This window comes from Cryobacterium sinapicolor (assembly GCF_004403465.1).
Taxonomy (GTDB): Bacteria; Actinomycetota; Actinomycetes; order Actinomycetales; family Microbacteriaceae; genus Cryobacterium; species Cryobacterium sinapicolor.
Genome location: NZ_SOGQ01000009.1, coordinates 118,692 through 143,436 on the forward strand (window position 1 = coordinate 118,692; position 24,745 = coordinate 143,436).

Sequence of the window (24,745 nt, forward strand, 5' to 3'; positions counted from 1 at the left end):
GTGTCCAGCGCGGGCGGGGTCGTCGGACAGCCCTTCAACGAGGCGTATTGCGCGGCGAAGTTCGCGGTAGAGGGGTTCATGGAAAGCCTCGCCCCGGTCGCCGCCACGGTCGGCGTGTCGGTGACTGTGGTCGAGACCGGCGCGGTGGCCTCCTCATGCGTCGCCAATGTCGGCCGGGACCTCAGCCGGTCCGGCCCGGCAAATGACCCGTACGCCGCCGCATTGGAGGCCTACCTGGCCCGGGCGGCGTCGTCGTTCGACGCGGCGCAGTCGGCCCGGAGCGCCGGCGAGGTCATCGCTGCCCTGCTCGACGGCGACCGGCCCCCGTTCCGGGTGCAGACCTCGGACGCGGCGCGCCGGTTCGTGGCGGTCAAGCTCGCCGATCTCGACGGGGCGGACAGCCGCGGGAGCAAGGTCAGCCGCGGGAGCAAGGTCAGCCGCGAGGGCAGGGTCAGGCGAGGGAGTCGGCGGACAGGCTGATCAGGCGGAGGAGCGCGTCGCCGTAGGCATCCGCGGGGTCGGCGGCGTCGAAGCATTCCGGCGCACCGAACAGGTCGACCGTGACCCGGTAGCTGTTCTCGCCCTGCCGGGTGAGCGACCGGAACGTGCTCCTCAGCAGGTCGCGCAGCTGGTCCTCCCGCGGCAACCAGAGGGCATCCTCGAGGGCCAGCGAATCCAGGGCCCAATCGGTGGTGCCGTTGAAGCCGAGGATCGTTCCCGTGTCGAACTCGTGCGGCTCGATCGTCATGTCGCTGACGGTGAACACGTCGCTCTCGAACCCGGAGCGCTCGATGCGGAAGGCGTCACCGGAGGTCGGTCGCCAGTACAATCCGGCCTCGGCCAGGGCCCGTGCATTATCGATTGAGATCATGTTCCGACTCCGCCCACTAGCGTTGTGAAGAGAACTATATTCCAGGAGGACCGGCGTGACGCGAACGGTGAACCTGACGGTGCATGTGAAGCCCGGCAGCCGCAAGGGACCGCTCGTCACCGTGGACGAGCCGGGCCAGGCGCCGGGCGACGCTATGCCCCATGCCCCGACGGATGCCGCGCTCACCGTGTTCCTGCAGCAGCGGGCTGTCGAAGGGGCCGCCAACGATGCGCTGGTGAAGCTGCTGGCCAAGCACTTCGGAGTGTCCACGAGTGCGGTGACCATCGTGCGCGGTCACGCCTCCCGGATCAAGCACGTGCGAATCGAAGACGATTCGTAGCGAACGGCGACCCGCGTGGCGACTCGCACGTGCCTCGTCGATGCGGGTTTCTAGCGGGTGCCGAGCAGGTCGATCACAAAGATCAGGGTCTGGCCGGAGAGCTGGTGTCCTCCGCCGGCCGGTCCGTAGGCCAGGTGCGGCGGGACGACCAGCTTGCGGCGTCCGCCAACCTTCATGCCGGGGATGCCCTGCTGCCAGCCGGCGATGAGCTGGCCCAGCGGGAAGTTGATCGACTGCCCGCGGCTCCAGGAGGAGTCGAATTCGTCTCCGGTGTCGTAGGCGACGCCGAGGTAGTGCACGTTGACGGTGGCGCCGGGGGTTGCCTCGGCACCCTCGCCCACCACGATGTCGGTGACGGTCAGTTCGGTGGGCGCGGGGCCCTCGGGCGCGTCGAGTTCGGGCTTGGTATTCAGATCAGTCATAGCTCTATCCAATCGGATTGCGCGCTCCCCCGCACGCCGAAAATTCCTCCGTGCGCGAACGCCTTCCCTCTTGCGCGAACGCGGGTGCCGGGCGCACTATGTTCTGAGAACTCGTCGCCCCGGGAGAGTTGTCGGCACTGCCACACCACCGGGACGGCGAGTCCCTGTTCGTCAGGGCGTTGTTCGTCAGGGCGTTGCTCGTCAGGGCCTTGCTCGTCAGGGCCTTGCTCGTCAGGGCCTTGCTCGCGGAGGCATCGGCGCTCGCCGGGAACACGGCATCAGGTGATCACGCCGGCACGGTCACGCTGGATCAGCCCCAGCAGCTCCGACTCGTCGGCACGGTCGACGTTCGCGGCCGTTCCGTTCAGCATGCGTTGGCGCGCGAAGGCGAGACGGGTGGAGTTGTGGATGAAGTCACGCATCGCCCGTTTACGGGCCGGCGGCTGCCGCGACGCCCAAGCGCGGGCCTGGCTGCGGCCGTCGCGGGTGGCGAGCATGCCCACCTCGGCCAGGCTGAACCAGCCGGCGGCGGCATACTCGCGCAGCCGGAGCACGGTGACGCGTTCCTCCTGGCGCCGCAGCAGCACGACAACCACGATCGCGGCGAGGAATAGGGGAACCTGCACGGCGAGGTAGTACGACACCAGCGATTCGCTCTCGACCAGGAAGAACGCGCCGTTCCAGACGAAGTGCAGGAAGATCGCAGAGGCGAATCCAAGCAGGATCGTGGCGAAGGCCGCGACGGGCCGAAACCGAACAGCCAGCCCGCAGGCGATGCCGATGCAGGCGGTGAACATGACATGGGCGAAGGGAGACAGCACCCCGCGCACCAGGAACGTGAAACCCAGGTTCTCGGCGCCGCCCTCCATCATTGCCACGCCGAAATACTGGATGTTCTCGGTGAAGGCGAAACCGGCAGCGATCGTCGCGGCATAGACCACGCCGTCGACCGGGCCGTCGAACCGGCGGCGCAGCACCCAGAAGAGCAGCAGCACCCCGGCTCCCTTGGCGGCCTCCTCGACGAGGGGCGCCTGGAAGACGGCGGCGGCGAACCCGTCATCCGTTTCGCTGAATCCGGTGCCGGCGCGGGCCAACTGCACGCCCAGGTCGAAGAGCAGCGCGGTCACGACGGAGACGCCGGCGCCCCAGAGGAACGCGAACCAGAGCGCGGGGCGCGGCTCCGGCTCCCACCGGTCGATCCAGCGCACCGCGAGCAGGATGCCGATCAGCGGGATGAGCGCCAGGATGAGGCCGACCAGCAGCGTGCCGGCCCCGAGGAAGGTGGCCAGGTAGACGAACACCAGCAGCAGGCTCGCACCCCCGAAGACGAGGCCGGCGACCGCGAGCGTGACGATGCCCGCCCGGGTGCGGCGCACCGGCGCGGTCCAGACGGGCTGCACCGGCTGGGCCGCCGGGCGCACGGCGGCGGCTGGGGCCGTCGGCCGGGATCCGTCCGGACGAGAGTGCGGGGCGGCGGCGTGCGCCGGGGTCGGCTCGTAGGTCATGCCCAACAGACTAGCGGCGTGCTCAGGACCCGAACATCGTGCCCGGGTTGAGGATGCCCAGCGGGTCGAACACCGCCTTGATCCGACGCTGAAGGGCCAGGCCGGGGTCGCCGAGTTCCTCGGCCAGCCAGCGCCGCTTGAGCACGCCGACCCCGTGCTCACCGGTGAGGGTGCCGCCGAGTTCGAGCGCGGCGCGGAAGAGCTCTCCGGCCGCCAACCAGACCTGTTCGGGTACGACCGGCTCCGCGCTGACCCGGGACGGATCGAACGGGATCAGGAAGTTGGGGTGCAGGTTGCCGTCACCGGCATGGGCCACCGTGGGGATGAGCAGCCCCGTGCGGGTGCTGATCGCGGCGATCCGCTCGAACATCTCGGCCAGCCGGGACCGAGGCACGCAGACATCCTCGATCAGCACGTCGCCGTGGGCGGCCAGCGCGGGGTGCGCGGCCCGCCGCACGGCCAGCAGGCGGTCGGCGGACTCGGCGTCAGTGGACACACGCACCTCCCCACCCGCGGCCCGCAGCACGGCCACGGCCTGGTCCGCCTCGGACGGGCTCGCCGGGCCATCCGTCTGCACCAGTAGGAACGCGCCCCCGGCCGGCACTCCCGGGGAGAGGTCCGGTCCGAGGTGCGCCACGATCAGGGCCAGGGCCACCGGGTCGATGAGTTCCATCACGGCCGGGCGCAGCCGGGCCGCCGTGACGAGAGCGGATGCCGCGGCCGCCTGGGCCACGTCGGGGAACGTCGCGCCGATCGTGACCGTCTCTCCCAGCGTGATGGCGCGCGCCCGCACGGTGGCCCGGACGATGACGCCGAGGGTGCCCTCCGAGCCGGTGAGCAGCGCGGTCAGGTCGTAGCCGGTGACACCCTTCACGGTGCGGTGCCCGGTCTCCAGCAGGCTCCCGTCGGCTAGGACCACCGTCAGCGCCAGCACCGCCTCCCGGGTGACGCCATACTTCGTGCAGAGCAGTCCGCCCGCGTTCGTGGCGATGTTGCCGCCGACCGTGGAGATCGCCCGGCTCGCCGGGTCAGGCGCGAACCAGAGCCCGTGCGCGGAGAGGGCCAGGTTGAGGTCGCCGTTCAGTACGCCCGGCTCGACCACGGCCAGTTCGTCCTCCGGCCGGATCTCGAGGATGCGGTTCATCCGTGAGGTGCTGAGCACGATGGCCCCGTCGGAGCCGCACGCTCCCCCGGCCAGGCCCGTTCCGGCGCCCCGGGTGATGACCGGCACCCGGAACTCGGTCGCGATGCGCAGTGTGGCCTGCACCTCGGCGACGGATGCGGCGTACACCACGGCCAGCGGCATGCCCGGGGCCACCCAGCCCGACTTGTCGGCCCGAACAGCCGCCAGCCGGTGCGGATCGACGCTGACGTGGGTGCCGAGTTCAGCCTGCAGGCGCTCCAGTGCGGTCATGCGCCCAGAGTACCGGGCCGGGTGCCGCGCGAAGTGCCGCGCCGGCGGGCAGGCCGAGCCCCGGAGCGGCGACGGCGATGGCCGATTCCCGCTGGTGCACCCGGGCCCCGGGTGACAGGCTGAACCGGTGACCATCCTTCCTGCCGGCCCCGATCCGGTCTTCGCCGAGCGCTACCGGGCCGTGTCCTCCCGCGACGCCCGCTTCGACGGGCTGTTCATCACGGGTGTGCACTCCACCGGCATCTACTGCCGCCCCAGCTGCCCGGCGGCGACACCGAAGCCGGCGAATGTGTCGTTCTACCTGACCAGCGCGGCCGCGCACGAAGCCGGGCTGCGGGCGTGCAAGCGCTGCCTACCCGACGCCGTGCCCGGGTCGCCGGACTGGGACATCCGTGACGACCTCGCCGCCCGGGCCATGCGCCTGATCAGCGACGGGACGGTCGAGCGGGCGGGGGTGCCCGGCCTGGCCCGCCGCCTCGGCTACAGCGAACGGCACCTGACCCGCGTGCTCGTGACCGAGCTCGGCGCCGGCCCGCTCGCGCTCGCCCGGGCGCACCGCGCGGAGACCGCCCGGGTGCTGCTCACCGGCACGGATGTCCCGATCACCGACGTCGCGTTCGCCGCCGGTTTCGGCAGCGTGCGCCAGTTCAACGACACCATTGCCGCCGTCTACGATCGCACCCCCACAGAGCTGCGCCGCGCCCGGCCCTCGGGTGCACACACCGGAACCGATCCCGTCGGAACCGATCCCATCGGTCGCGAGAGCGCACAATCTGTCCCCTCGGGGACGGGGATCGACCTGCAGTTGCCGGCGCGGGCGCCATTCGACGGGGTAGGGGTGTTGCGGTTCCTCGCCGCGCGCGGCCTCGCGGGGGTGGAACAGGCGACGGATGCCCGCTACGCGCGCACACTGCGCCTGCCTGCCGGCCCCGCGACGGTGGAACTGACCCTATCCGGAACGGCGGCCGCTCCATCAGTCGCCTGCCGCGCCCGCCTGACCAGCCTCGCCGACCTCGCGCCGCTCGTCAGCCGGGTGCGCCGACTGCTCGACCTGGACGCGGACTCCCGGGCGATCGACCTGGCGCTCGGGCGGGACCCGGCCCTCGCAGCCGGTATCGCGGCCACCCCCGGTATGCGGGTGCCGGGCAGCATGGACCCCGAGGAAACGCTGTTCCGTGCGCTGATCGGCCAGCAGGTCTCGGTGGCCTCCGCCCGCACGGCACTCACCCGGCTGGCCGCGGCCCTCGGCGACGAACTCGTCCCGGGTTCAGACGGCGACGACGCCAAAAACCGCGGCGGCGGCGACGGCCAGGGCCACGGAGCCACCGGGCCCGGCCCGACGGCGGCTCCCCTGACCCGGCTGTTCCCCACCGCCCAGCGAATCGCGGCCGAGGGGCGCGGCGTGCTACGTGGCCCGGCCGCGCGCATCGATGCGATCATCGGTGTGGCGGAGGCGCTCTGGTCCGGCGATCTGGTGCTGTCCTATGGGCAGACCCGGGAAGAGCTCGAGACCCGCCTCACCGCCCTGGCCGGAATCGGACCGTGGACGGCCGGCTACGTTGCCCTGCGCGTGCTGGGCAGCCCGGACATCTTGCTGACCAGCGACCTGGCCCTGCGGCAGGGCGCCGGGCGGCTCGGCCTCCCAGCCGAGGCCCGGCAACTCGCCCGCCACGGCGCCGCCTGGGCGCCGTGGCGCAGCTACGCCGGCATGCACCTCTGGCGTGCGGCAGGCGCCACGGCGACCCCCGCGCAGCGAGACCCCTCTTCGGGCAGATAGCCTGAACAGGTGAAATTCGCCCACCTCAGAGTTGAAGGTCAATCCACTCCGCGTCTCGCCGCTGTCTTCGACGACGCAGCCCTGTTCCTCGACGAGATCATGGACGATGCCCCCCGCGATCTGCAGGACCTGATCGAGAAGGGCTCCGACGAGTACGACCGGGTGCGCGCCCTGAGTCAGAACGCCGCCGGGCAGGGAGCCACGCTCACCCCGCTCGCCGAGCTGCGCTACTCGTCGGCCGTGCTGCGCCCGCCGCAGATCATCGCGATCGGCGCCAACTACGCCGCCCACTCCGCTGAGCTGAAGCTGCGCATCGAATCGGCGGCGACCGTATTCTCGCTCTGGCCCAACTCGCTCACCGGGCACGAGTCCACGATCACCTGGCCGACCGATCTGACCGGCCAGGTCGACTACGAGGCCGAACTCGGCGTGATCATCGGCAAGGCCGCCCACCACGTGTCGGTGGCTGACGCCCTCGACCACGTATTCGGCTACACGGTCGTCAACGACATCACGGCTCGCGACCTGCAGTTCTCCGAGGCGCAGTGGTCGCGCTGCAAGTCCTTCGACGGTTTCACGCCCACCGGGCCGGTCGTCATCACGGCCGACCAGATCGCCGACCCGCAGGACCTGTGGCTGACCACCCACGTCGACGGCCGGATCCTGCAGGATGCCTCGAGCGGCGACATGGTGCGCTCGGTCGCCGAGCTGATCTCCTTCCTCTCCAGCACCTCGACCCTGCTGCCGGGCACGCTCATCTCCACCGGCAGCCCGGGCGGCGCCGGCTATAGCCGCAAGCCGCCGGTCTTCCTGCGCGACGGCTCGACCGTGACGATCACCATCGACAAGATCGGCTTCCTCACCACGCACTGCCGCGCGATCTGACCGTGGCCGCAACACGGAAGTACATGACCACGGCCGCGCCCGGACGAGGAGGCAGGCAGCCATGACGACGATCTCCGTCGTGATCCCCTGCTACAACGACGCGGCCTTCCTGGAAAAGTGCCTCGCGGCTCTGGCCCGGCAGCACCGCGCGCCCGACGAGGTGATTGTCGTCGACAACGCGAGCACGGATGCCTCGGCCGAGATCGCTCTCTCCGGCGGCGCCCGGGTCGTGCGGGCACCCCAGCGGGGGATCTGGCCGGCGGCGGCGACCGGCTACGACGCGGCATCCGGTGACGTGATCGCCCGTCTCGACGCCGACTCCGTGCCGCCGGCCGACTGGCTGGCCCGGATCGAGTCCGCCCTGGCGGAGTCCCCCCAGACGGACATGGTCACCGGCCCCGGTGACTTCTACGACTGCAGCCCCCTTGTGGCCTGGCTGGGCGGCACCTTCTACATCGGCGGCTACTTCTTCTGGACGCGGTTCTGGCTGGGCCACCGCCCGGTCTTCGGGTCGAATTTCGCCATGCGTCGGGCAGTCTGGCTGGACGCGCGCCTCCGGGTGCACCGCGACCGCGATGACATCCACGACGACCTCGACCTGAGCCTGAACCTGAGCCCCTCGGTGCGCGTGCGATACGACCCCACGCTGCGGGTCGCGATCTCCGGCCGGCCGTTCGATTCCTGGAGCGCCTTCGCCCGCCGGGCGCGATGGGGCGGCCGCACATTCCTGTTGGACTGGCCCGCGGACAACCCCTGGCGCCGGCACGCCACCCGGTCCGCGATGCGGCTCCACCGGGCCGGGATCACACTATTCCAGCACTCTCGGATCGGGCGGTGACTCTGCCCCGGGCGCTTCACACCGCGCGGTAGAGCGCGAGCAGATCGCGTGCCAGCTGGTTCGGGGTGGTCTCGCACGGGCTGTGGCCGGTGCGGTACACCCGGATGTCGGCACCGATCCGGCGGGCGAACCTCCGGTGCAGTTCAACGGGCCAGACGTCTCGGTCGCCGACGGCGACGAGGCACGGGATCGGGGTGCGCCGGAGTACAGCCCGCAGGTCGGGCATCCGTTTCATCAGCCCGACGATCTCGTCGACGCTGCGCCGGCTCGTGAGCCCGAACCGGAGCCGGACGAGCGCGAGCCGGCCAGGGGGCATCCGGTTCAGGTTCCCGATGATGCCCCAGATGATCAGCTCCGCGATCCGCCTCGGCGGGAGCACCTGGCTCAGCGGGCCGATCCACCGCACCCGCCGGAACGCCTGGCCCGGCTGCGGCGGCACCCTCAGCAGGACCAGGCTGGCGAACAGTTCGGGACGTTCGGCGAGCGCCAGCTCGGCGACGATCCCGGCGAACGAGTAGCCGAGCACGTGCGTTGGAGTGCTCCCTGCCTCGAGGAACGCGATCAGGTCGGCCACGAACAGGGGGTAGTCCCAGGGCGCGGTTCCGTCGGGGCCGGCCGCGTGCGACTGGTATTGCCCGGCCAGGTCGTGGCTCTGCACGAAGTAACCGGCGTCGGCCAGCAGCGGGGCCAGCAGCACGAAATCCTCCTTGGAGCCGGTGGCTCCGGGCACCAGCACGATTCTCGGGGCGGCCGGGTCGCCCAACTCGAAAGCGGCGAGGTACCCGCTCGGCGCCGCGAACCGGAAGGCGCGGCTGCCGGCGGGCAGCACGGTCCAATCCCGGTCGGGCAGGGCGCGGTCACGCGACACCGCCTCATCGGCCGGTGCGGACCCCGGCCGCCGCCGGGAACGGCGCTCCCAGACGCTCATGGGGTCAGAGTAGCGCCGCCCCCCGAACGAATTCGACGGAGATTGTGCCGAAATCGGCCCCAAACTCTCTGGGATAGCCGTTTCTCGAGAGAATCTCCGTCGAATTCGTTCACGACCGGGCGGGGCGCTCCGCCGGCTACGACGCGGGCTGGTCGTCCCGGCCGTCGAGGGCGAGCAGCTGCTCCTCCACTTTGCCGCCGTAACCCTCCTTCTGCGGGTCGCCGTGCAGGCCGCCGGACACCGCGTACTCCTCCTCCGGCGAAAGCACGAGGCGCTTGCGGCCGTAGAGCGCGAAGATCAGCAGCATGACCACGTAGACCACGGCGATGGCCGCGATGGCCGGGCGGGCCGGCTCGTTGATGAAGAACCCGAAGAAGATCGCCAGCGAGAGGATGCCCGCGATCACCGCCCCGGGGACGCCCCACGGGCTGCGGTAGGGCCGGTTCGCGTTCGGGTACTTCTTGCGCAGCACGACGAACGAGATCATCTGCAGGATGTAGGCGATCACGGCGCCCCAGACGGCGATGTTCAGCACGATCGCGCCGGCCACGCCGCCGGCGCCGCCGAGCGCGTCGACGAGGATCAGGGCCACGAAGCCGATCAGGGCACCCACGAGCAGCGCCACCGCCGGAGTCTGGCGGCGGCCGGTCAGGGAGAGGAACTTCGGGTAGTAGCCCGCCCGCGACAGGGAGTACATGTTGCGCCCGTAGGCGAACATGATGCCCTGCAGGGAGGCCAGCAGCCCGACCAGGGCGAACAGGGCCAGCACCGCGGCGGCCTCGTCGCCGACCATCGCCCGGAAGCCGTCGAGCAGAGGCTCACCGGCGGTCGCGATGTTCGACGCCCCGACGATCCCGGTGTTGAGCACCAGCACCAGGATTCCGGTGACGATGAGCGTCGAACGGGCGATCAAGCCGGCCCGCGGGATGTCCCGCACCGGGTCGTGTGCCTCCTCCGCGGCCAGCGGCAGCTCCTCGATGCCGAGGAAGAACCACATGGCGTAGGGCAGGGCGAACAGGATCGGCACCACGCCGTACGGCAGGAACTCGGACTGGCCGGCCTCCGGGGCGATATCGAACAGGTTGTCTACGCTGAAGAGGCCGGAGAAGGCCGCCATCACGGAGAACACCAGCAGGATGCCGATGGAGATGATCGAGACCACGATCGCGAACCGGAACGAGATCGCGGCGCCGGCCGCGTTCAGGCCGATGAACGCGGCGTAGAGGATGGCCCACCACACCCACGCGGGCAGGGAGACTCCGAGCAACTCACTCGTGATGCCGTCGGCGTAGGACGCCGAGAAGTAGACGATCACCGCGGTGGTCGCGACATACTCGATGGTCTCGGCCAGCCCGGTGACGAAACCGCCCCAGGGTCCGAGCGCCGCGCGGGCGAAGGAGTAGGCCCCACCCGTGTGCGGCATGGCCGAGGCCATCTCCCCGATCGCGAAGATCATGCCGTAATACATGACGATGAGGAGGGCGAAGGCGATCAGCATCCCGCCGAATCCGGCGAAATCGATGCCGAAGTTCCAGCCCGAGAAATCGCCCGAGATGACCGCGGCGACGGCGAGACCCCACAGGCCCCAAATCCCGGCGCTGCGCCGGAGCCTGCGTTTCTCGAAGTAGCCGGCCTCTGCCGTCGTGTAGGTCACGCCCGAGACGTTCAAGGTGTCTTTGGACATCCTGGATTCCTTTGCGCTCTGGTTGCGCGTCTCGGCGAGCGAGCGGCAACTCCGGGAGTTTTCGTTGGCATGACTATAGGGCTCCAATGGTGGCGTGTACATACCTTTGCATACCCGATTCTCGTAAGGATGCGACGAAAATTGTCTGTTTCGCCACGCTCGATCTGTGGTCTAATGGTCGAATGTTCACCCTTTGAACGGCTCGATGAGGAGAAGTTGATGACACCCCGCTCCGGAAATCTCTCGCTCGACGAGCTCACCGCTCTGGTTCGAGACGGCGACATCGACACGATCGTCGTCGCCTTCACCGATATGCAGGGACGGCTGGTGGGCAAGCGGGTCTCCGCGCGGCTTTTTCTGGAAGACGTGGGGAGCCACGGCGCGGAGTGCTGCAACTACCTTCTGGCCGTCGACGTCGAGATGAACACTGTGGACGGCTACGAGATGTCGAGCTGGCGTCGCGGCTATGGCGACATGGCCATGATCCCCGACCTCGCCACGCTGCGCCGGGCGCCCTGGCTGCCCGGGGCCGCTCTCGTCACCGCGGACCTGCAGTGGCTCGACAAGACGCCCGTGGTGGCGTCGCCCCGCCAGATCCTGAAGGCTCAGCTGGCCCGTCTGGCGGACCGCGGGCTGGTGCCCTACGTCGGCACCGAGCTGGAGTTCCTCGTCTTCGACGACGGCTACCGGGAGGCGTGGAAGAAGGGCTACCGCGACCTGACCCCCGCCAGCGACTACAACATCGACTACGCGCTGCTCGCCTCCACCCGGATGGAACCGTTGCTGCGGGACATCCGTAACGCCATGGACGGCGCCGGCATGTACTGCGAGGGCGTCAAGGGCGAGTGCAACCTCGGCCAGCAGGAGATCGCGTTCCGCTACACCGACGCCCTGGCCACCTGCGACAACCACTCGATCTACAAGAACGGTGCCAAGGAGATCGCGGATGCCCACGGCAAGAGCCTGACCTTCATGGCCAAGTTCAACGAGCGTGAGGGCAACAGCTGCCACATCCACATCAGCCTGCGCGGCACCGACGGGTCCGCGGTCTTCGCCGACACGGATGCCGACTACGGCATGTCGAAACTGTTCCGCCACTTCCTCGCCGGCCAACTCGCGGTGATGCGCGAACTGACCCTCTTCTCGGCGCCGAACATCAACTCCTATAAACGCTACGTCAGCGGCAGCTTCGCCCCGACCGCTATCGCCTGGGGCCTCGACAACCGCACCTGCGCCCTGCGCGTGGTGGGCGCGGGACTCGGCCTGCGGGTGGAGAACCGGGTTCCAGGCGGAGACGTGAACCAGTATCTGGCCGTGGCCGCGCTGATCGCGGCGGGCCTCTACGGCATCGAGAACGAACTCGAACTCGACGACGTCTTCGTCGGCAACGCCTACGAAAGCGACGCCGAGCGCGTGCCGGCTTCGCTCCGGGAGGCCACCGCACTGTTCGCGACCTCCACGGTCGCCCGGGAGGCCTTCGGCGACGAGGTGGTCGACCACTACCTCAACAACGCGCGGATCGAGTTGGAGGCCTACGACGCGGCGGTGACCGACTGGGAGCGGGTGCGCGGCTTTGAGCGCCTCTGATCCCGGCGCCGCCCCGCGAACCGGCACCGCCCCGCGAACCGGCACCGCCCCACAAACCGGCACGGCCCCACAAACCGGCACCGCCCAGCGCCCGGTGATCGGCCTGACCACGTACCTCGAGCAGGCCCAGACCGGCGTCTGGGACGTGCCGGCGGCCTTCCTGCCGCACGCCTATTTCGACTCGGTCGTCCGCGCGGGCGGCATCGCCGTGCTGCTGCCGCCGCAGCCCGTGGACGCGGCCATCGCCGGGCGGGTGCTCGACGGCCTGGACGGCCTGGTCATCACCGGCGGCAAGGACGTCGATCCGGCGCGCTACGGCCAGGCCGCCCACACGAGAACCGACGAGCCGCGCCCGGATCGCGACGCCTGGGAGAACGAGCTGATCCACCGCGCTATCGACCGGGAGCTGCCGTTGCTCGGAATCTGCCGCGGCGCCCAGATGCTCAACATCGCGCAGGGCGGTACCCTGCACCAGCACCTGCCCGACGTCGTCGGCCACGCCGGCTACCAGGCCGGCGGCGGCATCTTCAGCATCGTGGACGTTCATGTGGAACCCGAGTCGAGGTTGCACGGGCTGCTGGACGCCCTGGATGTGCCGCTGCCGGTTCCCGTCTACCACCACCAGTCCATCGACCGGGTCGGTGCCGGCCTCACCGTGACCGCGCGCACCCACGACGGGGTCGTGCAGGCCGTGGAACTCACCGGCGTTCCGTTCGGGGTGGCCGTGCAGTGGCATCCGGAACAGCACGACGACCTGCGCCTGTTCGCGGGCCTCGTCGACGCGGCCACCCGCTACCGGGCGGCCCGTGAGCAGGACCACGAACACGAACACGAACACGGCCAGGGACACGAACACGGCCAGGAAAGGGACACCCCGTGAGCAGCTACACCGTCATCAACCCGGCCGACGAGACTCCCGTCACCGTGGTCGAACACCTCGACCCGGAAGCGACCGATGAGGCGGTCTCCCGTGCGGTGGCCGCGCAGCGGCTCTGGTCCCGGGTGGCGCCGGCCGACAAGGCGGCCGTGCTGCGCCGCTTCGCGGAGGCGGTGGACGGGGACCGGGAGAACCTGGCCCGCATCGAGATGGCCAACTCGGGGCATCCGATCACGCAGGCGCGCTGGGAGGCCGGCCATGTGCGCGACGTGCTGACCTACTACTCGGCCGCCCCCGAGCGCCTGTTCGGGCGGCAGATCCCGGTGTCCGGCGGTCTCGACATGACGTTCCAGGAGCCTCTGGGCGTGGTCGGCATCATCACCCCGTGGAATTTCCCGATGACGATCGCGGCCTGGGGTTTCGCCCCGGCCCTCGCGGCCGGCAACGCGGTGCTGCTGAAGCCGGCGGAGTGGACGCCACTCTCCAGCATCCGTCTGGGCGAACTCGCCCGGGAGGCCGGCCTGCCGGAGGGGCTGTTCCAGGTACTGCCGGGCCGCGGATCGGTGGTCGGCGAACGGTTCGTCACACACCCCCAGGTGCGGAAGGTCGTCTTCACCGGGTCGACGGATGTCGGCAAACGGATCATGGCCGGCTGTGCCGCCCAGGTCAAACGGGTCACCCTGGAACTCGGCGGCAAGAGCGCCAACATCGTGTTCGCCGACTCCGATCTGGAGAAGGCCGCCGCCAGCGCACCCTCCGGGGTGTTCGAGAACGCCGGCCAGGACTGCTGCGCCCGCAGCCGCATCCTGGTCGAGCAGAGCGTGTACGACCGGTTCCTGGAGCTTCTCGAGCCGGCCGTCGCCGGGGTGCGGGTGGGGGACCCCGCCGACGAGGGCACCGAGATGGGACCGCTCGTCTCGGCCGCGCACCACGCCGCGGTCTCGGCCTATGTGCCGGAGGGCTCCCCCGTGGCGTTCCGCGGCAACGCCCCGACCGGACCGGGTTTCTGGTTCCCGCCGACCGTGCTCACCCCGGCTTCCCGCACCGACCGCTCTGTCACCGACGAGATCTTCGGTCCCGTCGTCACCGTGCTGCCCTTCGACGGGGAAGACGACGCCGTCACGCTGGCCAACGACACCGACTACGGCCTCTCCGGCTCGATCTGGACCCGGGACGTGGGCCGGGCCATCCGGGTGGCGCGGGCCGTGGAATCCGGCAACCTGTCCGTCAACTCGCACTCCTCGGTGCGCTACTCGACCCCGTTCGGCGGGTTCAAGCAATCGGGTCTCGGGCGGGAACTGGGCCCGGATGCCCCGATGTCGTTCACCGAGACCAAGAACGTCTTCATCGCCGTCGACTGATCGCTTCGGCCCTCTCACCCCTCAACCCCGTTCAAGGAGTCAGCATGAGCAGCCTCACCCCCATCGACCTCACCCAGCGGCTTGCGGGCCGGGTCGCCGTGATCACCGGCGGCGCCAGCGGTATCGGCTTGGCCACGGCGAAACGCTTCGCCGCGGAGGGAGCCACGGTCGTGATCGGCGACCTCGACGAACCGGCAGGGCTCGCTGCGGCCGACCTGCTCGACTGCCTCTTCGTCAAAGTGGATGTGACCGACGAGGACGAGGTCAACGCCCTCTTCGACACCGCCTACCTCACCTACGGCTCCGTCGACATCGCGTTCAACAACGCCGGGATCTCCCCACCAGACGACGACTCGATCGAGACGACCGAGCTGCCGGCCTGGCAGCGGGTGCAGGACGTCAACCTGAAGTCGGTGTATCTGTGCTGCCGGTCCGCCCTGCGCTACATGGTGAAACAGGGCCGCGGGTCGATCATCAACACGGCCTCGTTCGTGGCCGTGCTCGGCTCCGCGACCAGTCAGATCTCGTACACCGCCTCCAAGGGCGGAGTGCTCGCGCTCAGCCGCGAGCTGGGCGTGCAGTTCGCGCGCCAGGGCATCAGGGTCAACGCCCTCTGCCCCGGCCCGGTGAACACCCCGCTGCTGCAGGAACTGTTCGCGAAGGACCCGGAGCGCGCGGCCCGGCGGCTGGTGCACATCCCGGTCGGCCGGTTCGCGGAACCGGAGGAGCTCGCGGCCGCGGTCGCCTTCCTGGCCAGCGACGACTCCTCGTTCATCACGGGATCCACGTTCCTGGTCGACGGCGGCATCAGCTCTGCCTACGTGACGCCGATGTAGCGGTGCGGACGGACAGGGAAACCGTGATGGACTGGGAGTCCGACCAGAAGCCAGGACCAGAACAGTGACCGACGACGAACAGCCCGGGCTCGACAGCGGCCTGCTGCTGCGGCCCGTGCACAGCGGCAACGCCTTCGAGGAGACCGTGCAGCGGTTGCTGCAGACCGTGCGGCTGGGGCTGATCGCGCCCGGCGAGAGACTGCCTGCCGAACGCGAACTCTCCGCCATGCTCGCCGTGAGCCGGGACACGCTGCGGGATGCGATCGCGTCCCTGGCCGATGCCGGCTATCTGGTCTCCCGTCGCGGTCGCTACGGCGGCACCTTCGTCAGCGACTCGCTGCCTCAGCAGACGCCGGGCCGAGGCCCTGAGGGTGGGCTGCGGGCACGCCGGGACATCCCCGTGGCCGAGATCGAGGACGCGCTCGCACTCCGCGAGATCCTGGAGGAGGGCGCCGCCCGGCATGCCGCCGCGCGCACCCTGTCACCCGGCGAACGGGAGGTGCTCTGGAACAGCCTGGCCGATTCGATCGGCGCCACCGGCGAGGACTACCGGCGGCTGGATTCCAGGCTGCACCTCACGATCGGCGAGCTGGCCGGCTCGCCGTCGTTGGTGCCGCTGCTGGCCGAGGTACGGATGCGGGTCAACGAACTGCTCGACAACATCCCGTCCCTCGGCCCGAACATCGCGCACTCGGACCGGCAGCACGAGCAGATCGTGACCGCGATCCTGACCGGCCGGCCCGACGCCGCCGCGCAGGCGATGGCCGAGCACCTGGCCGGCACCGCCCTGCTGCTGCGCGGCTTCCTGGAGTAGGGCGAGGCCACGGCGGGCCAGATCGAGGTCAGATCAAGAACGCGAACGGCAGAGCCAACAGGCCGAGGGCCAGCGCCAACAGCACGAGCAGCAGCGACCCGGCCAGCAGCACCGCATTGAGCACGATGCCCCAGATCGCCAGGGTGCGCGCCTGCGGTTCCCGTCCGAGGGCGAGGATGCCGACAACCAGGCCGGCAATGGGCACCAGAAAGGTCCAGCCGGCGACGATCGACACGAGGCCGAGTACGAGGCTCGACACGGCCAGGGTGCTGCTCCGCGGGGGTACGGGCTCGGCAGTGTAGACCGTGGCCTGGTCGGGAGCGATGGTTGACATGGGTGGTTCTCCGTTTCGATGGGGAGCGACGGATGCCGCTCTCCCAACGACACTACGGAGCATCCGTTCTGGCACCCATGGGGTTAGCCCCCGAATCGGGCCGGGGGCGGCCACGCGGTCACGCGCCGAACAGGACCTCGATCGGGCCGCGCACGAAGAAGACCAGAAAGCCGGCCGCGACGATCCAGAGCAGCGGGCTGATCTCGCGCGCCTTGCCCGAGAACGAACGCACCAGCACCCAGGTGATGAAGCCGGCCCCGATTCCGTTGGCGATCGAGTAGGTCAGCGGCATCACGATAATCGTGAGAAACACCGGCAGCACGATCGAGAACTCCGAGAAGTCGATGAACCGGATCTGGGACACCATCATCGCGCCGACGATCACGAGGGCGGCCGCGGCGACCTCGAGCGGCACGATCTGGGTGAGCGGGGTGAAGAACATGGCCGCGAGGAACAAAAGCCCGGTGACGATGTTGGCCAGGCCCGTGCGCGCACCCTCGCCGATGCCGGCACCGGACTCGATGAACACCGTGTTCGACGAGGCGGAGGTGGACCCGCCGACGACGGCGCCGACGCCCTCCACGATCAGGGCGGACTTCAGGCGGGGGAAGTTGCCCTTGTCGTCGGCCACGCCGGCCTCGTTGGCCAGACCCGTCATGGTGCCCATGGCGTCGAAGAAGTTCGTGAAGACGAGCGTGAACACGAGCATCGACGCGGCCAGCATGCCGATCCGGTCGAAGGCGCCGAAGCTGACCTGTCCGACCAGGCTCAGGTCGGGCAGCGAGACGACGGATGTCGGCAGCACCGGGGCGTTCAGGTTCCACCCGTCGGGGTTCTGCCCGAACGACGGTCCGACCTTGAAGATCGCCTCGAGGATCACGGCGATCAGCGTGGTGGCGACGATACCGATCAGGAGGGCGGCCTTCACCTTGCGGGCGACCAGGATGCCGAGAAGGATCAGGCCGAGCACGAACACGGCGGTCGGCAGGCTCACGACGGAACCGTTGTCGCCGAGCTGCACGGGCGGCGACGCGGCGCCGCTCGCGCGCACGAAGCCGGAGTCGACCAGGCCGATGAAGGCGATGAACAGGCCGATGCCGACCGTGATGGCGATCTTCAACTGGCGCGGCACGGCGTTGAAGATGAGCTCGCGGAGGCCGGTGGAGGCAAGCAGCACGATGATGAGCCCGTTGATGACCACGAGGCCCATGGCCTCCGGCCAGGTCACCTGGCCGACGACGCTCACGGCCAGGAAGGAGTTGATGCCGAGGCCCGCGGCGAAACCGAATGGAAGCCGTGCGACGGCGCCGAACAGGATGGTCATGACGCCGGCGGTGAGGGCGGTGACCGCGGCAACCTGACCGTTGGGCAGCCATCCGCCGGCCACGTCGACCGCGGCCTGGTCGGCGCTGAAACCGCCGAGGATCAGCGGGTTGAGGATGACGATGTAGGCCATCGTGACGAACGTCACCAGGCCGCCCCGGATCTCCCGGCCATAGGTGGAGCCGCGTCGCGTGATTTCGAAGTAACGGTCGATGCGGGCCTTCAGCCCGGGGCTGGCTGCGTCGGCCGGGGTGTCCGGCTTCGGGGCAGGCGTGGATGACGTGTGGGTCTCTGTTTCAGAAATGGGGTGCTCCTGGTGTCCGACTCAGCTAATTCTCAGTTGCCCAGTTTACGGCCCCGGAGTGCGGGCGGATTCCGCGGGCCCTCACGCGGGCGCTCAGATGTGCGGCACGAAGGCGTCCCAGGCCCGGCGGCGGTCCCCGCGCGGGTCGGACTCGACCCGGTCGACGGCATCGATCACGAGGGTCAGCCGCTCCGCCTCGTCGTAGAGCGGCCACGCAGCATCCGGCACTCCGGTTGCGGCGAAGCTGAGCCACCAGCCCTGCATCCGTGCGCCGATCCGCTGGAAGTCTCGGCGCCCACCGAGCGCGGTCATGCCGCGGCCGAACCAGCCGTCGAGCCGGTCGAACAGCGGGAACAGCTCGAGGCCGTGGGTGGCGTCCAGCCCCATCAGGCGCACCAGGCGCGGAGCGGCGTCGAAGCGGTAGAAGCGCACCGGGGCATACCGGGAGTGCCGCTCGCCCACACGCACGCTCGGGTACCAGAACGAGAAGTCTCCGCCGAAATCGAGGGCCGGCCGCAGCGCGGGGATCCCGGGGTATTGCGCCCGGAGGCGGGTGCGGGCCTTCTTCTTGGTGTTAGCGAACACGGCCCGGATGCGCCCGGGCGTCGTGGCGAGGATGTCGATGCGCCCGCTGAACAGCGACCCTTCCCGCGAGTTGGTGCCGATGATCAGGGGGATCCGGTGGGCGCGTCCGTCGCGGAAGGCGTCGAGCGGCCGTTCGGGCAGGAAGTCGCCGTCGATCACAGGCGAGAGCGGGATCGTCCCGGGGTACCGGTCCGGGGCGCGCCGGGTCAGGTCGCTCGTGGCCTCGGCCAGATGCGCCGGGTCGGCCTGAAGGAGCAGGGCAGCGGCATCCGCCGCCGTGTCGGTCGAGTTCGTCGGGTCGGCCTGACCGGTGCGCCGGGCGAGGAGCCGCACGAAGTCCGCTGCCCACTCGGCGGTGACAGCGGGGGCGTAGACGGCGTTCGGCGGGGCGCTCTGGGCGATCGCACGCTGGAACAGGCCGGCGGCGGCCGGGACGGTCATCAGGGTGGTCACGGCGTTGGCCCCGGCCGATTCACCGAAGACGGTGACGGCGTCCGGGTCTCCGCCGAACACCGCGATGTTGCGCCGCACCCAGGCGAGCGCAGCCACCTGGTCGCGCAGCCCGAGGTTGCTCTCGAACGGCCGCTCCGCGGTGGAGTAGCGGCTGAAGTCGAGGTATCCCAGCGCCCCCAGCCGGTAGTTGAAGCTGACGTAGACGATGCCGCCGCGGCGCACGAGCCCCTCCCCCTGCCGGGGCACCTCCCGAGAAGACCCGACGCTGTAGGCGCCGCCGTGGATGAAGACCATGACGGGCCGCAGCATCCGTTGGTCGACAGGTTCGTCGGGGGTGATCACGTTGAGGTTGAGGCAATCCTCGCCCTGCGGGATCGTGGGCTTCGCGCCGATGAACTGGCCGCGGTGGCTTTGCGTGGCGACCAGGCCGAACCCGCGCGCATCCCGCTCGCCCGGCCAGGGCACGGCCGGCTGCGGGGCCCGGAACCGGAGCTCTCCCACGGGGGCCGCCACGTAGGGGATCCCGCGCCACTGACGCACCCCGCGCACCCGGATCCCGCGCAGCGAACCGGTCTCGATCCGCACCGAGAGAGGTTCTGCAGGGGCAGGCTGAACGGATGGTCTCACCGTAAGAGCCTATTTGTTCACTACCATCGGGATTACGCACGACACGGAAACGAGAAACACATGGCTCTGCCCTGGACCCTGCACGGTAACGGTAAAACGGTCGGAGCCACGGATGTCGTCGGCCCCGGCGAGCGCCTCAACTGGCCGCTGACCATCGGGATCGGCACCCAGCACGTCGTCGCCATGTTCGGCGCCACGTTCCTGGTTCCGCTGCTCACGGGCTTCCCGCCGAGCACGACGCTGCTCTTCTCGGGCATCGGCACCCTGCTGTTCCTGGTCATCACCCAGAACAAGCTGCCCAGCTACCTGGGGTCCTCGTTCGCCTTCATCGCGCCGATCACCGCCGCGACGGCCAGCGCCGGCATGGGCAGCGCCCTGTTCGGCATCATTGTCGTCGGCCTGCTCCTGGCGCTGATCGGCCTGATCGTGCAGCTCACCGGCACCGGCTGGATCGATGCACTGATGCCACCGGTGGTCTCCGGGGCCATCGTCGCCTTGATCGGCCTCAACCTGGCGCCCGTCGCGAAGTCGAACTTCGCGCTGGCGCCGTTGACCGCGCTGATCACCCTGCTGGCCGTGATCCTCTCGACCGTGCTGTTCCGCGGCATCCTCGGCCGGCTGTCGATCTTCATCGGCGTGATCGTGGGCTACGTGGCCGCCGTGATCGCCGGCGAGGTCGACTTCAGCGGCGTGGGTGAGGCCGCCTGGATCGGCCTGCCCCAGTTCACCGCGGCGATGAACCCGTTCGCGAATCCGTCCGCCGCCCTCGGCGTGCTGCCGGCGTTCCTGCCGGTCGTGCTCGTGCTGGTGGCCGAGAACGTGGGCCACATCAAGGGCGTCGCCCAGATGACGGATACGAAGGTGAACCGCTTCACCGGTCGCGCACTGATGGCCGACGGGCTGGCCACCATGCTCGCCGGCTTCAGCGGCGGCTCGGGCACCACGACCTACGGCGAGAACATCGGCGTCATGGCCGCCACCCGCATCTACTCCACGGCCGCCTACTGGGTCGCCGGCATCACCGCGGTGCTGCTCGGGCTCTCCCCCAAGATCGGCGCGGTCATCAACACCATTCCGGCGGGCGTACTCGGCGGCGTCACGACGGCCCTCTACGGCCTGATCGGCATCATCGGCGTCAAGATCTGGCTCGACAACAAGGTCGACTTCAGCAAGCCGGTCAACCAGTTCACGGCGGCCACCGCGCTGATCATCGGCATCGCCGATTACACCTTCTCGGCGGGCACCCTCAGCTTCAACGGTATCGCGCTGGGCACGGTCGCCGCCATCGTGATCTACCACCTGATGACCTGGGTGGCCCGGGTGCGCGGCACCGAGCGGTAACAGCCGCACACCGGACGCGGCACCACCGTGCAGGGCCGAAGCGGGGCGCGGCGGGTCAGCGGTGCAGGGCCGGCACGATCAAGTAGACGCCGTACAGCACGGCCGCGCTGCAGAGCACGAAGCAGGCGTAGGCACCCATCAAGGCGACCTGCTTCTGCACCGGGCCCAGCGGGGAGGCTGCGGCCTTACGCACGCGCTTGGCCTCCTTGGCCGCACGCTTGGGGGTGAGCACGGTGATGGCGCCCGTGAACTCGACCGGTTCGACCACGGGAACCCGGCCGGCGGTGGTGAGCAGCCGCAGCCCGAGGGAGTACAGGCTCACCACGACCGCGGACGACAGGAGCGACGCGAACGCGACGACCAGGAACGCAGACCAATCGATCACAGCGCGACCTTCTTCCGATCTGAGCGGGAGGCTTTGCGGGGGGTCTTCCGGATTTTCACGACCCGCCCGGCGTCGTCGATGTCGTGCAGGGTGTCGTGCGTGACCCGGTTCAGGCGGGACCGGCGGAACAGCAGTGCGACCACGAGGGAGCCGATCACCAGGTCGAGCACAATGCCCATCGGGCCGATCAGGGCCAGACCGGCCGCGAAGGCCCCCATGATGGCCGCCGCGGGCAGGGTGAGCACCCAACCGAGCCCGATTTGGCCGGCCATGCCCCAGCGCACGGTCGAGCCGCGCCGGCCCAGGCCCGAGCCGATGACCGAGCCGGACGCGACCTGCGTGGTGGAGAGGGCGAAGCCGAGGTGGCTGGACGCGAGGATGGTGGCCGCGGTGCTGGTCTCCGCCGCGAAGCCCTGGGCCGGCTTGATCTCGGTGAGGCCGCGACCCATGGTCAGGATGATGCGCCAGCCGCCGGTGTACGTGCCGATGGCGATGGCGAGGGCGCAGGTGGTGATGACCCACAGCTGCGGGCCGGTGCCCACGTCCTGCATCCCGCTGGCGATCAGAGTGAGGGTGATGACACCCATGGTCTTCTGGGCGTCGTTGGTGCCGTGCGCGAGGGCGACGAGCGACGAGGAGAAGATCTGCGCGTAGCGGAAGCCACCACGGCCATCCGCCTTGCCGGAATCACGGCGGGTGATCGAGTAGGCGAGCTTGGTGGCGAGGAAAGCCACGATGCCCACCGTGAGCGGGGCGATCAGCGCCGGCAGGATGACCTTGGCCAGCACGACGTCGTAGGCGACCGCCTGCGAGCCGACGCCGATGATCGTGGCGCCGATGAGACCGCCGAACAGGGCGTGGCTCGAGCTGGACGGCAGTCCGCGCAGCCAGGTGATCAGGTTCCAGACGATGGCGCCGATCAGGCCCGCAAAGATGATCTCGGGTGTGATCTGAACGCCGGCGTCACCCTCCTTGATGATGCCGCCGGAGATGGTCTTGGCGACCTCGGTGGAGAGGAACGCCCCGATCAGGTTCAGGACGGCGGCGAGTCCCACCGCGACTTTCGGGCGCATGGCGCCGGTCGCGATGGGGGTGGCCATCGCGTTCGCGGTGTCGTGGAAGCCGTTGGTGAAGTCGAAAATCAGTGCCAGCGCAATCACAAGCGCGACGATCAGGGTGAAATCCACCGGCGTCTTCCTCTGGGTGTACGACAGCCGGGGTTATCTCAAGCTGCAAAGCAGTGATAAGCCTGACACTCCCGGAGAGGCAGGTCAATTCAGAGCCGATCGACCACCGTCGCCAGATCGGGGCCGAAGGTGAAGGTGGCCCGCACCGGAATGCCGGCGAGCACTCCCGGCAGCCAGTGCCGGGCGTCGTCCCACATGTCGTCGACCGGCAGGGCGGCCACGTCGAACCAGACCGGGTTCAGCTCGTCGGACTCGCGCGGGGTGCCGCTCCACTCGGTGCAGACGAACACGCTGGATTCCTGGCTCCAGGCCTCCCGGTGCGGGAACAGGTAGGTCAGCAGCCCCAGCGGGGTGAGGGCGGATGCCGCCACGACCAGGCCGGACTCCTCCTCGATCTCCCGCACCATCGCCTGCACGGCCGACTCACCCGGCTCGAGCTTGCCGCCCAAGCCGACAATGTTGCCGAGGCCCAGGCCCTTCTTCTTGCGGCCGAGCAGCACCTGCAGCTCCCCCGACGGGGAACGGCGGGTGAGGTAGCAGACGCACACCTGGGGCAGGGACATTCCCCCATGGTAACGACGAAGAACCGGGGCTCCTTCTCAGCGCGCCTTGTTAGGCTGCAGGCATGAATTTTGTGCCTGAATCCGGAACCATAACCATGTTCACGACGACCTGGTGCGGCTACTGCACCCGCCTGAAGACCCAGCTGGTCAAGGCCGGAATAACCTACACCGAGATCAACGTGGAAGAGGTCGAGGGCACCTCGGAACTCGTGATGAGCCTGAACAACGGCAACCGTACGGTTCCGACCATCCTCTTTCCGGACGGCTCGAGCGCGACGAACCCGTCTCTGGCGCAGGTACAGGCCAAGCTCGCCTGAGCCGCTTCCGAACAAACCTCGGGGTCCCGGTTCGACCTCCGCCGACCGGCGGGTATCGAACCGGGACCCCTCGGAGCACTCGCGGGTCCAACTGCGTGCGGATTTAGCCGAACAGCACCGCGGCCTCGTCGTAGCGCGCCTGCGTCACGGTCTTGAGACCGATGGTCGCGTCGGCGATGCTGACGATCTCCATGTCGGTGCCGCGCAGGGAGACCATGGAGCCCCACTGGCCGGCGTAGACGGCGTCGACGGCCGCCATGCCGAGGCGGGTCGCGAGCACTCGGTCGTAGGCCGACGGGGAGCCGCCGCGCTGGGTGTGGCCGAGGACGGTGGCGCGGGTCTCGATGCCCGTGCGCTCCTCGATCATCGGGGCGATCATTTCGCTGATGCCGCCGAGTCGGGGGCGGTTGAACGCGTCGAGGCCCTTGGTGGAGAGCGCCTCGTCCATCCCGGCGAGCTTGAATCCCTCGGAGACGACGAGGACGGGGGCGCGGCCGCGGTCACGCACATGCATGACCCATTCGCAGATCTGCTCGATGGTCTGCGGCTGCTCGGGGATCAGGATGGCGTGGGCGCCGCCGGCCATGCCGGAGTGCAGGGCGATCCAGCCCACGTGGCGGCCCATGACCTCGACGATCATGCAGCGGCCGTGGGACTCGGCCGTGGTGCGCAGCCGGTCGATGGCCTCGGTGGCGATCTCGACGGCGGTGTTGAAGCCGAACGAGTAGTCGGTGGCTTCGAGGTCGTTGTCGATGGTCTTGGGCACGCCGACGATCTGGAGTCCGGCATCCGTCAGGCGGCGCGCCGCGGTGAGGGTGCCCTCGCCTCCAATGGCGATGATCGCGTCGATGCCTTCGGCGTCCATCGTCTTCTGAATGTTAATGGGGCCGCCGTTTTCACCCTCGAACGGGTTCGTGCGGGAGCTGCCGAGGATGGTGCCCCCCTGCCGGGAGAGACCGCGCACGCTGTGCCGGTCCAGAGTCATAAAGTCGCCCTCGACCAAGCCTTTCCAGCCGTTGCGAATGCCGACGAATTCGGCATCGAGGACGCGGATGCCTTTAAGGACGGAACCGCGAATAACCGCGTTCAGTCCGGGGCAGTCTCCGCCGCTGGTGAGGATTCCAATTTTCATTTGTCGTTGCTCCTTGTTGCACAAGTGATCAGATTGGCGCCCACACCGCCGCCAG

25 protein-coding genes are annotated in these 24,745 nt (G+C 69.5%); 12 read left to right on the forward strand and 13 right to left on the reverse strand.

Annotated features, from left to right (window positions below):
- Entirely contained in the window at positions 1-480 is a 480-nt protein-coding gene (locus tag E3T28_RS01110; protein ID WP_241979109.1) for an SDR family NAD(P)-dependent oxidoreductase, read from the forward strand.
- Here E3T28_RS01110 and E3T28_RS01115 read toward each other — a convergent pair.
- Positions 452-871, reverse strand: coding sequence for a hypothetical protein (locus E3T28_RS01115; protein ID WP_134427060.1), 420 nt, complete (start codon positions 869-871; stop codon positions 452-454). The genes E3T28_RS01110 and E3T28_RS01115 overlap by 29 nt on opposite strands.
- A gap of 55 nt (positions 872-926) precedes the next feature.
- Here E3T28_RS01115 and E3T28_RS01120 point away from each other — a divergent pair, with 55 nt between their 5' ends.
- A complete protein-coding gene (locus tag E3T28_RS01120; protein ID WP_241979110.1) occupies positions 927-1,211 on the forward strand; it encodes a DUF167 domain-containing protein in 285 nt (94 codons plus the stop codon).
- 50 nt (positions 1,212-1,261) lie between these two features.
- Here E3T28_RS01120 and E3T28_RS01125 read toward each other — a convergent pair whose 3' ends face one another.
- The 3 genes from E3T28_RS01125 to E3T28_RS01135 form a co-directional block, all read right to left on the reverse strand.
- On the reverse strand, positions 1,262-1,633 hold the full coding sequence (locus E3T28_RS01125) for an FKBP-type peptidyl-prolyl cis-trans isomerase (protein ID WP_134427062.1): 372 nt from the start codon (positions 1,631-1,633) through the stop codon (positions 1,262-1,264).
- 278 nt (positions 1,634-1,911) lie between these two features.
- Positions 1,912-3,138: a PrsW family intramembrane metalloprotease gene (locus E3T28_RS01130; RefSeq protein WP_134427064.1), complete on the reverse strand. Its 1,227-nt coding sequence runs from the start codon at positions 3,136-3,138 to the stop codon at positions 1,912-1,914.
- A gap of 22 nt (positions 3,139-3,160) precedes the next feature.
- The gene (locus E3T28_RS01135) at positions 3,161-4,552 is read right to left on the reverse strand and encodes an FAD-binding oxidoreductase (RefSeq protein ID WP_134427066.1); all 1,392 of its coding nucleotides are present in this window, start codon (positions 4,550-4,552) and stop codon (positions 3,161-3,163) included.
- A gap of 127 nt (positions 4,553-4,679) precedes the next feature.
- On the opposite strand from E3T28_RS01135, the gene E3T28_RS01140 reads away from it, so the two are divergent.
- The 3 genes from E3T28_RS01140 (at position 4,680) to E3T28_RS01150 (ending at position 8,052) form a co-directional block, all read left to right on the forward strand.
- Complete coding sequence (locus tag E3T28_RS01140) at positions 4,680-6,329, forward strand: DNA-3-methyladenine glycosylase 2 family protein (RefSeq protein WP_134427068.1); 1,650 nt, start codon at positions 4,680-4,682, stop codon at positions 6,327-6,329.
- 9 nt (positions 6,330-6,338) lie between these two features.
- Positions 6,339-7,214, forward strand: a complete 876-nt coding sequence (locus E3T28_RS01145; protein ID WP_241979111.1) for a fumarylacetoacetate hydrolase family protein — start codon at positions 6,339-6,341, stop codon at positions 7,212-7,214.
- Between the two features lie 61 nt (positions 7,215-7,275).
- Entirely contained in the window at positions 7,276-8,052 is a 777-nt protein-coding gene (locus tag E3T28_RS01150; RefSeq protein ID WP_134427070.1) for a glycosyltransferase family 2 protein, read from the forward strand.
- Between the two features lie 16 nt (positions 8,053-8,068).
- Here the strand turns inward: E3T28_RS01150 and E3T28_RS01155 are convergent, their stop codons facing one another.
- Positions 8,069-8,980, reverse strand: coding sequence for an alpha/beta fold hydrolase (locus E3T28_RS01155; protein ID WP_134427071.1), 912 nt, complete (start codon positions 8,978-8,980; stop codon positions 8,069-8,071).
- Between the two features lie 136 nt (positions 8,981-9,116).
- The gene (locus tag E3T28_RS01160) at positions 9,117-10,664 is read right to left on the reverse strand and encodes an amino acid permease (RefSeq protein ID WP_134427073.1); all 1,548 of its coding nucleotides are present in this window, start codon (positions 10,662-10,664) and stop codon (positions 9,117-9,119) included.
- A gap of 219 nt (positions 10,665-10,883) precedes the next feature.
- On the opposite strand from E3T28_RS01160, the gene E3T28_RS01165 reads away from it, so the two are divergent.
- The 5 genes from E3T28_RS01165 to E3T28_RS01185 all read left to right on the forward strand — a co-directional run bounded on the left by E3T28_RS01165 (position 10,884) and on the right by E3T28_RS01185 (position 16,139).
- The gene (locus tag E3T28_RS01165; protein WP_134427075.1) at positions 10,884-12,251 is read left to right on the forward strand and encodes a glutamine synthetase family protein; all 1,368 of its coding nucleotides are present in this window, start codon (positions 10,884-10,886) and stop codon (positions 12,249-12,251) included.
- Positions 12,238-13,131, forward strand: coding sequence for a gamma-glutamyl-gamma-aminobutyrate hydrolase family protein (locus E3T28_RS01170; RefSeq protein ID WP_198417130.1), 894 nt, complete (start codon positions 12,238-12,240; stop codon positions 13,129-13,131). The genes E3T28_RS01165 and E3T28_RS01170 overlap by 14 nt, the downstream gene beginning before the upstream one ends.
- Entirely contained in the window at positions 13,128-14,489 is a 1,362-nt protein-coding gene (locus E3T28_RS01175) for an aldehyde dehydrogenase family protein (protein WP_134427077.1), read from the forward strand. Before E3T28_RS01170 ends, E3T28_RS01175 begins: the two co-directional genes overlap by 4 nt.
- Positions 14,490-14,533: 44 nt before the next feature.
- Positions 14,534-15,325 carry a 3-oxoacyl-ACP reductase gene (locus tag E3T28_RS01180; protein WP_166786886.1) on the forward strand — a complete coding sequence of 264 codons (792 nt, stop codon included), beginning with the start codon at positions 14,534-14,536 and terminating at the stop codon, positions 15,323-15,325.
- A 64-nt stretch (positions 15,326-15,389) separates the two neighbouring features.
- Positions 15,390-16,139: a FadR/GntR family transcriptional regulator gene (locus E3T28_RS01185; RefSeq protein WP_134427079.1), complete on the forward strand. Its 750-nt coding sequence runs from the start codon at positions 15,390-15,392 to the stop codon at positions 16,137-16,139.
- A 28-nt stretch (positions 16,140-16,167) separates the two neighbouring features.
- Here the strand turns inward: E3T28_RS01185 and E3T28_RS01190 are convergent, their stop codons facing one another.
- The 3 genes from E3T28_RS01190 to E3T28_RS01200 form a co-directional block, all read right to left on the reverse strand.
- Complete coding sequence (locus tag E3T28_RS01190) at positions 16,168-16,473, reverse strand: hypothetical protein (RefSeq protein WP_233194207.1); 306 nt, start codon at positions 16,471-16,473, stop codon at positions 16,168-16,170.
- A gap of 118 nt (positions 16,474-16,591) precedes the next feature.
- Entirely contained in the window at positions 16,592-18,100 is a 1,509-nt protein-coding gene (locus tag E3T28_RS01195; RefSeq protein ID WP_134427081.1) for an NCS2 family permease, read from the reverse strand.
- 93 nt (positions 18,101-18,193) lie between these two features.
- Positions 18,194-19,765 carry a carboxylesterase/lipase family protein gene (locus E3T28_RS01200; RefSeq protein WP_134427083.1) on the reverse strand — a complete coding sequence of 524 codons (1,572 nt, stop codon included), beginning with the start codon at positions 19,763-19,765 and terminating at the stop codon, positions 18,194-18,196.
- 60 nt (positions 19,766-19,825) lie between these two features.
- Between E3T28_RS01200 and E3T28_RS01205 the strand changes: the two genes are divergently transcribed.
- Positions 19,826-21,106, forward strand: a complete 1,281-nt coding sequence (locus E3T28_RS01205; RefSeq protein WP_134427085.1) for a uracil-xanthine permease family protein — start codon at positions 19,826-19,828, stop codon at positions 21,104-21,106.
- 55 nt (positions 21,107-21,161) lie between these two features.
- Here E3T28_RS01205 and E3T28_RS01210 read toward each other — a convergent pair whose 3' ends face one another.
- From E3T28_RS01210 to E3T28_RS01220, 3 genes are all read right to left on the reverse strand, one after another.
- Complete coding sequence (locus tag E3T28_RS01210) at positions 21,162-21,491, reverse strand: peptidase (protein ID WP_134427087.1); 330 nt, start codon at positions 21,489-21,491, stop codon at positions 21,162-21,164.
- Positions 21,488-22,678, reverse strand: coding sequence for an inorganic phosphate transporter (locus E3T28_RS01215; RefSeq protein ID WP_134427089.1), 1,191 nt, complete (start codon positions 22,676-22,678; stop codon positions 21,488-21,490). The genes E3T28_RS01210 and E3T28_RS01215 overlap by 4 nt, the downstream gene beginning before the upstream one ends.
- A gap of 89 nt (positions 22,679-22,767) precedes the next feature.
- On the reverse strand, positions 22,768-23,241 hold the full coding sequence (locus E3T28_RS01220; RefSeq protein WP_134427091.1) for an 8-oxo-dGTP diphosphatase: 474 nt from the start codon (positions 23,239-23,241) through the stop codon (positions 22,768-22,770).
- A 62-nt stretch (positions 23,242-23,303) separates the two neighbouring features.
- Between E3T28_RS01220 and E3T28_RS01225 the strand changes: the two genes are divergently transcribed.
- Complete coding sequence (locus tag E3T28_RS01225) at positions 23,304-23,558, forward strand: mycoredoxin (protein ID WP_134427093.1); 255 nt, start codon at positions 23,304-23,306, stop codon at positions 23,556-23,558.
- Positions 23,559-23,661: 103 nt separating this feature from the next.
- On the opposite strand, the gene E3T28_RS01230 is transcribed toward E3T28_RS01225, so the two are convergent.
- Positions 23,662-24,690: a 6-phosphofructokinase gene (locus tag E3T28_RS01230; protein ID WP_134427095.1), complete on the reverse strand. Its 1,029-nt coding sequence runs from the start codon at positions 24,688-24,690 to the stop codon at positions 23,662-23,664.
- Between the last annotated feature and the right edge of the window lie 55 nt (positions 24,691-24,745).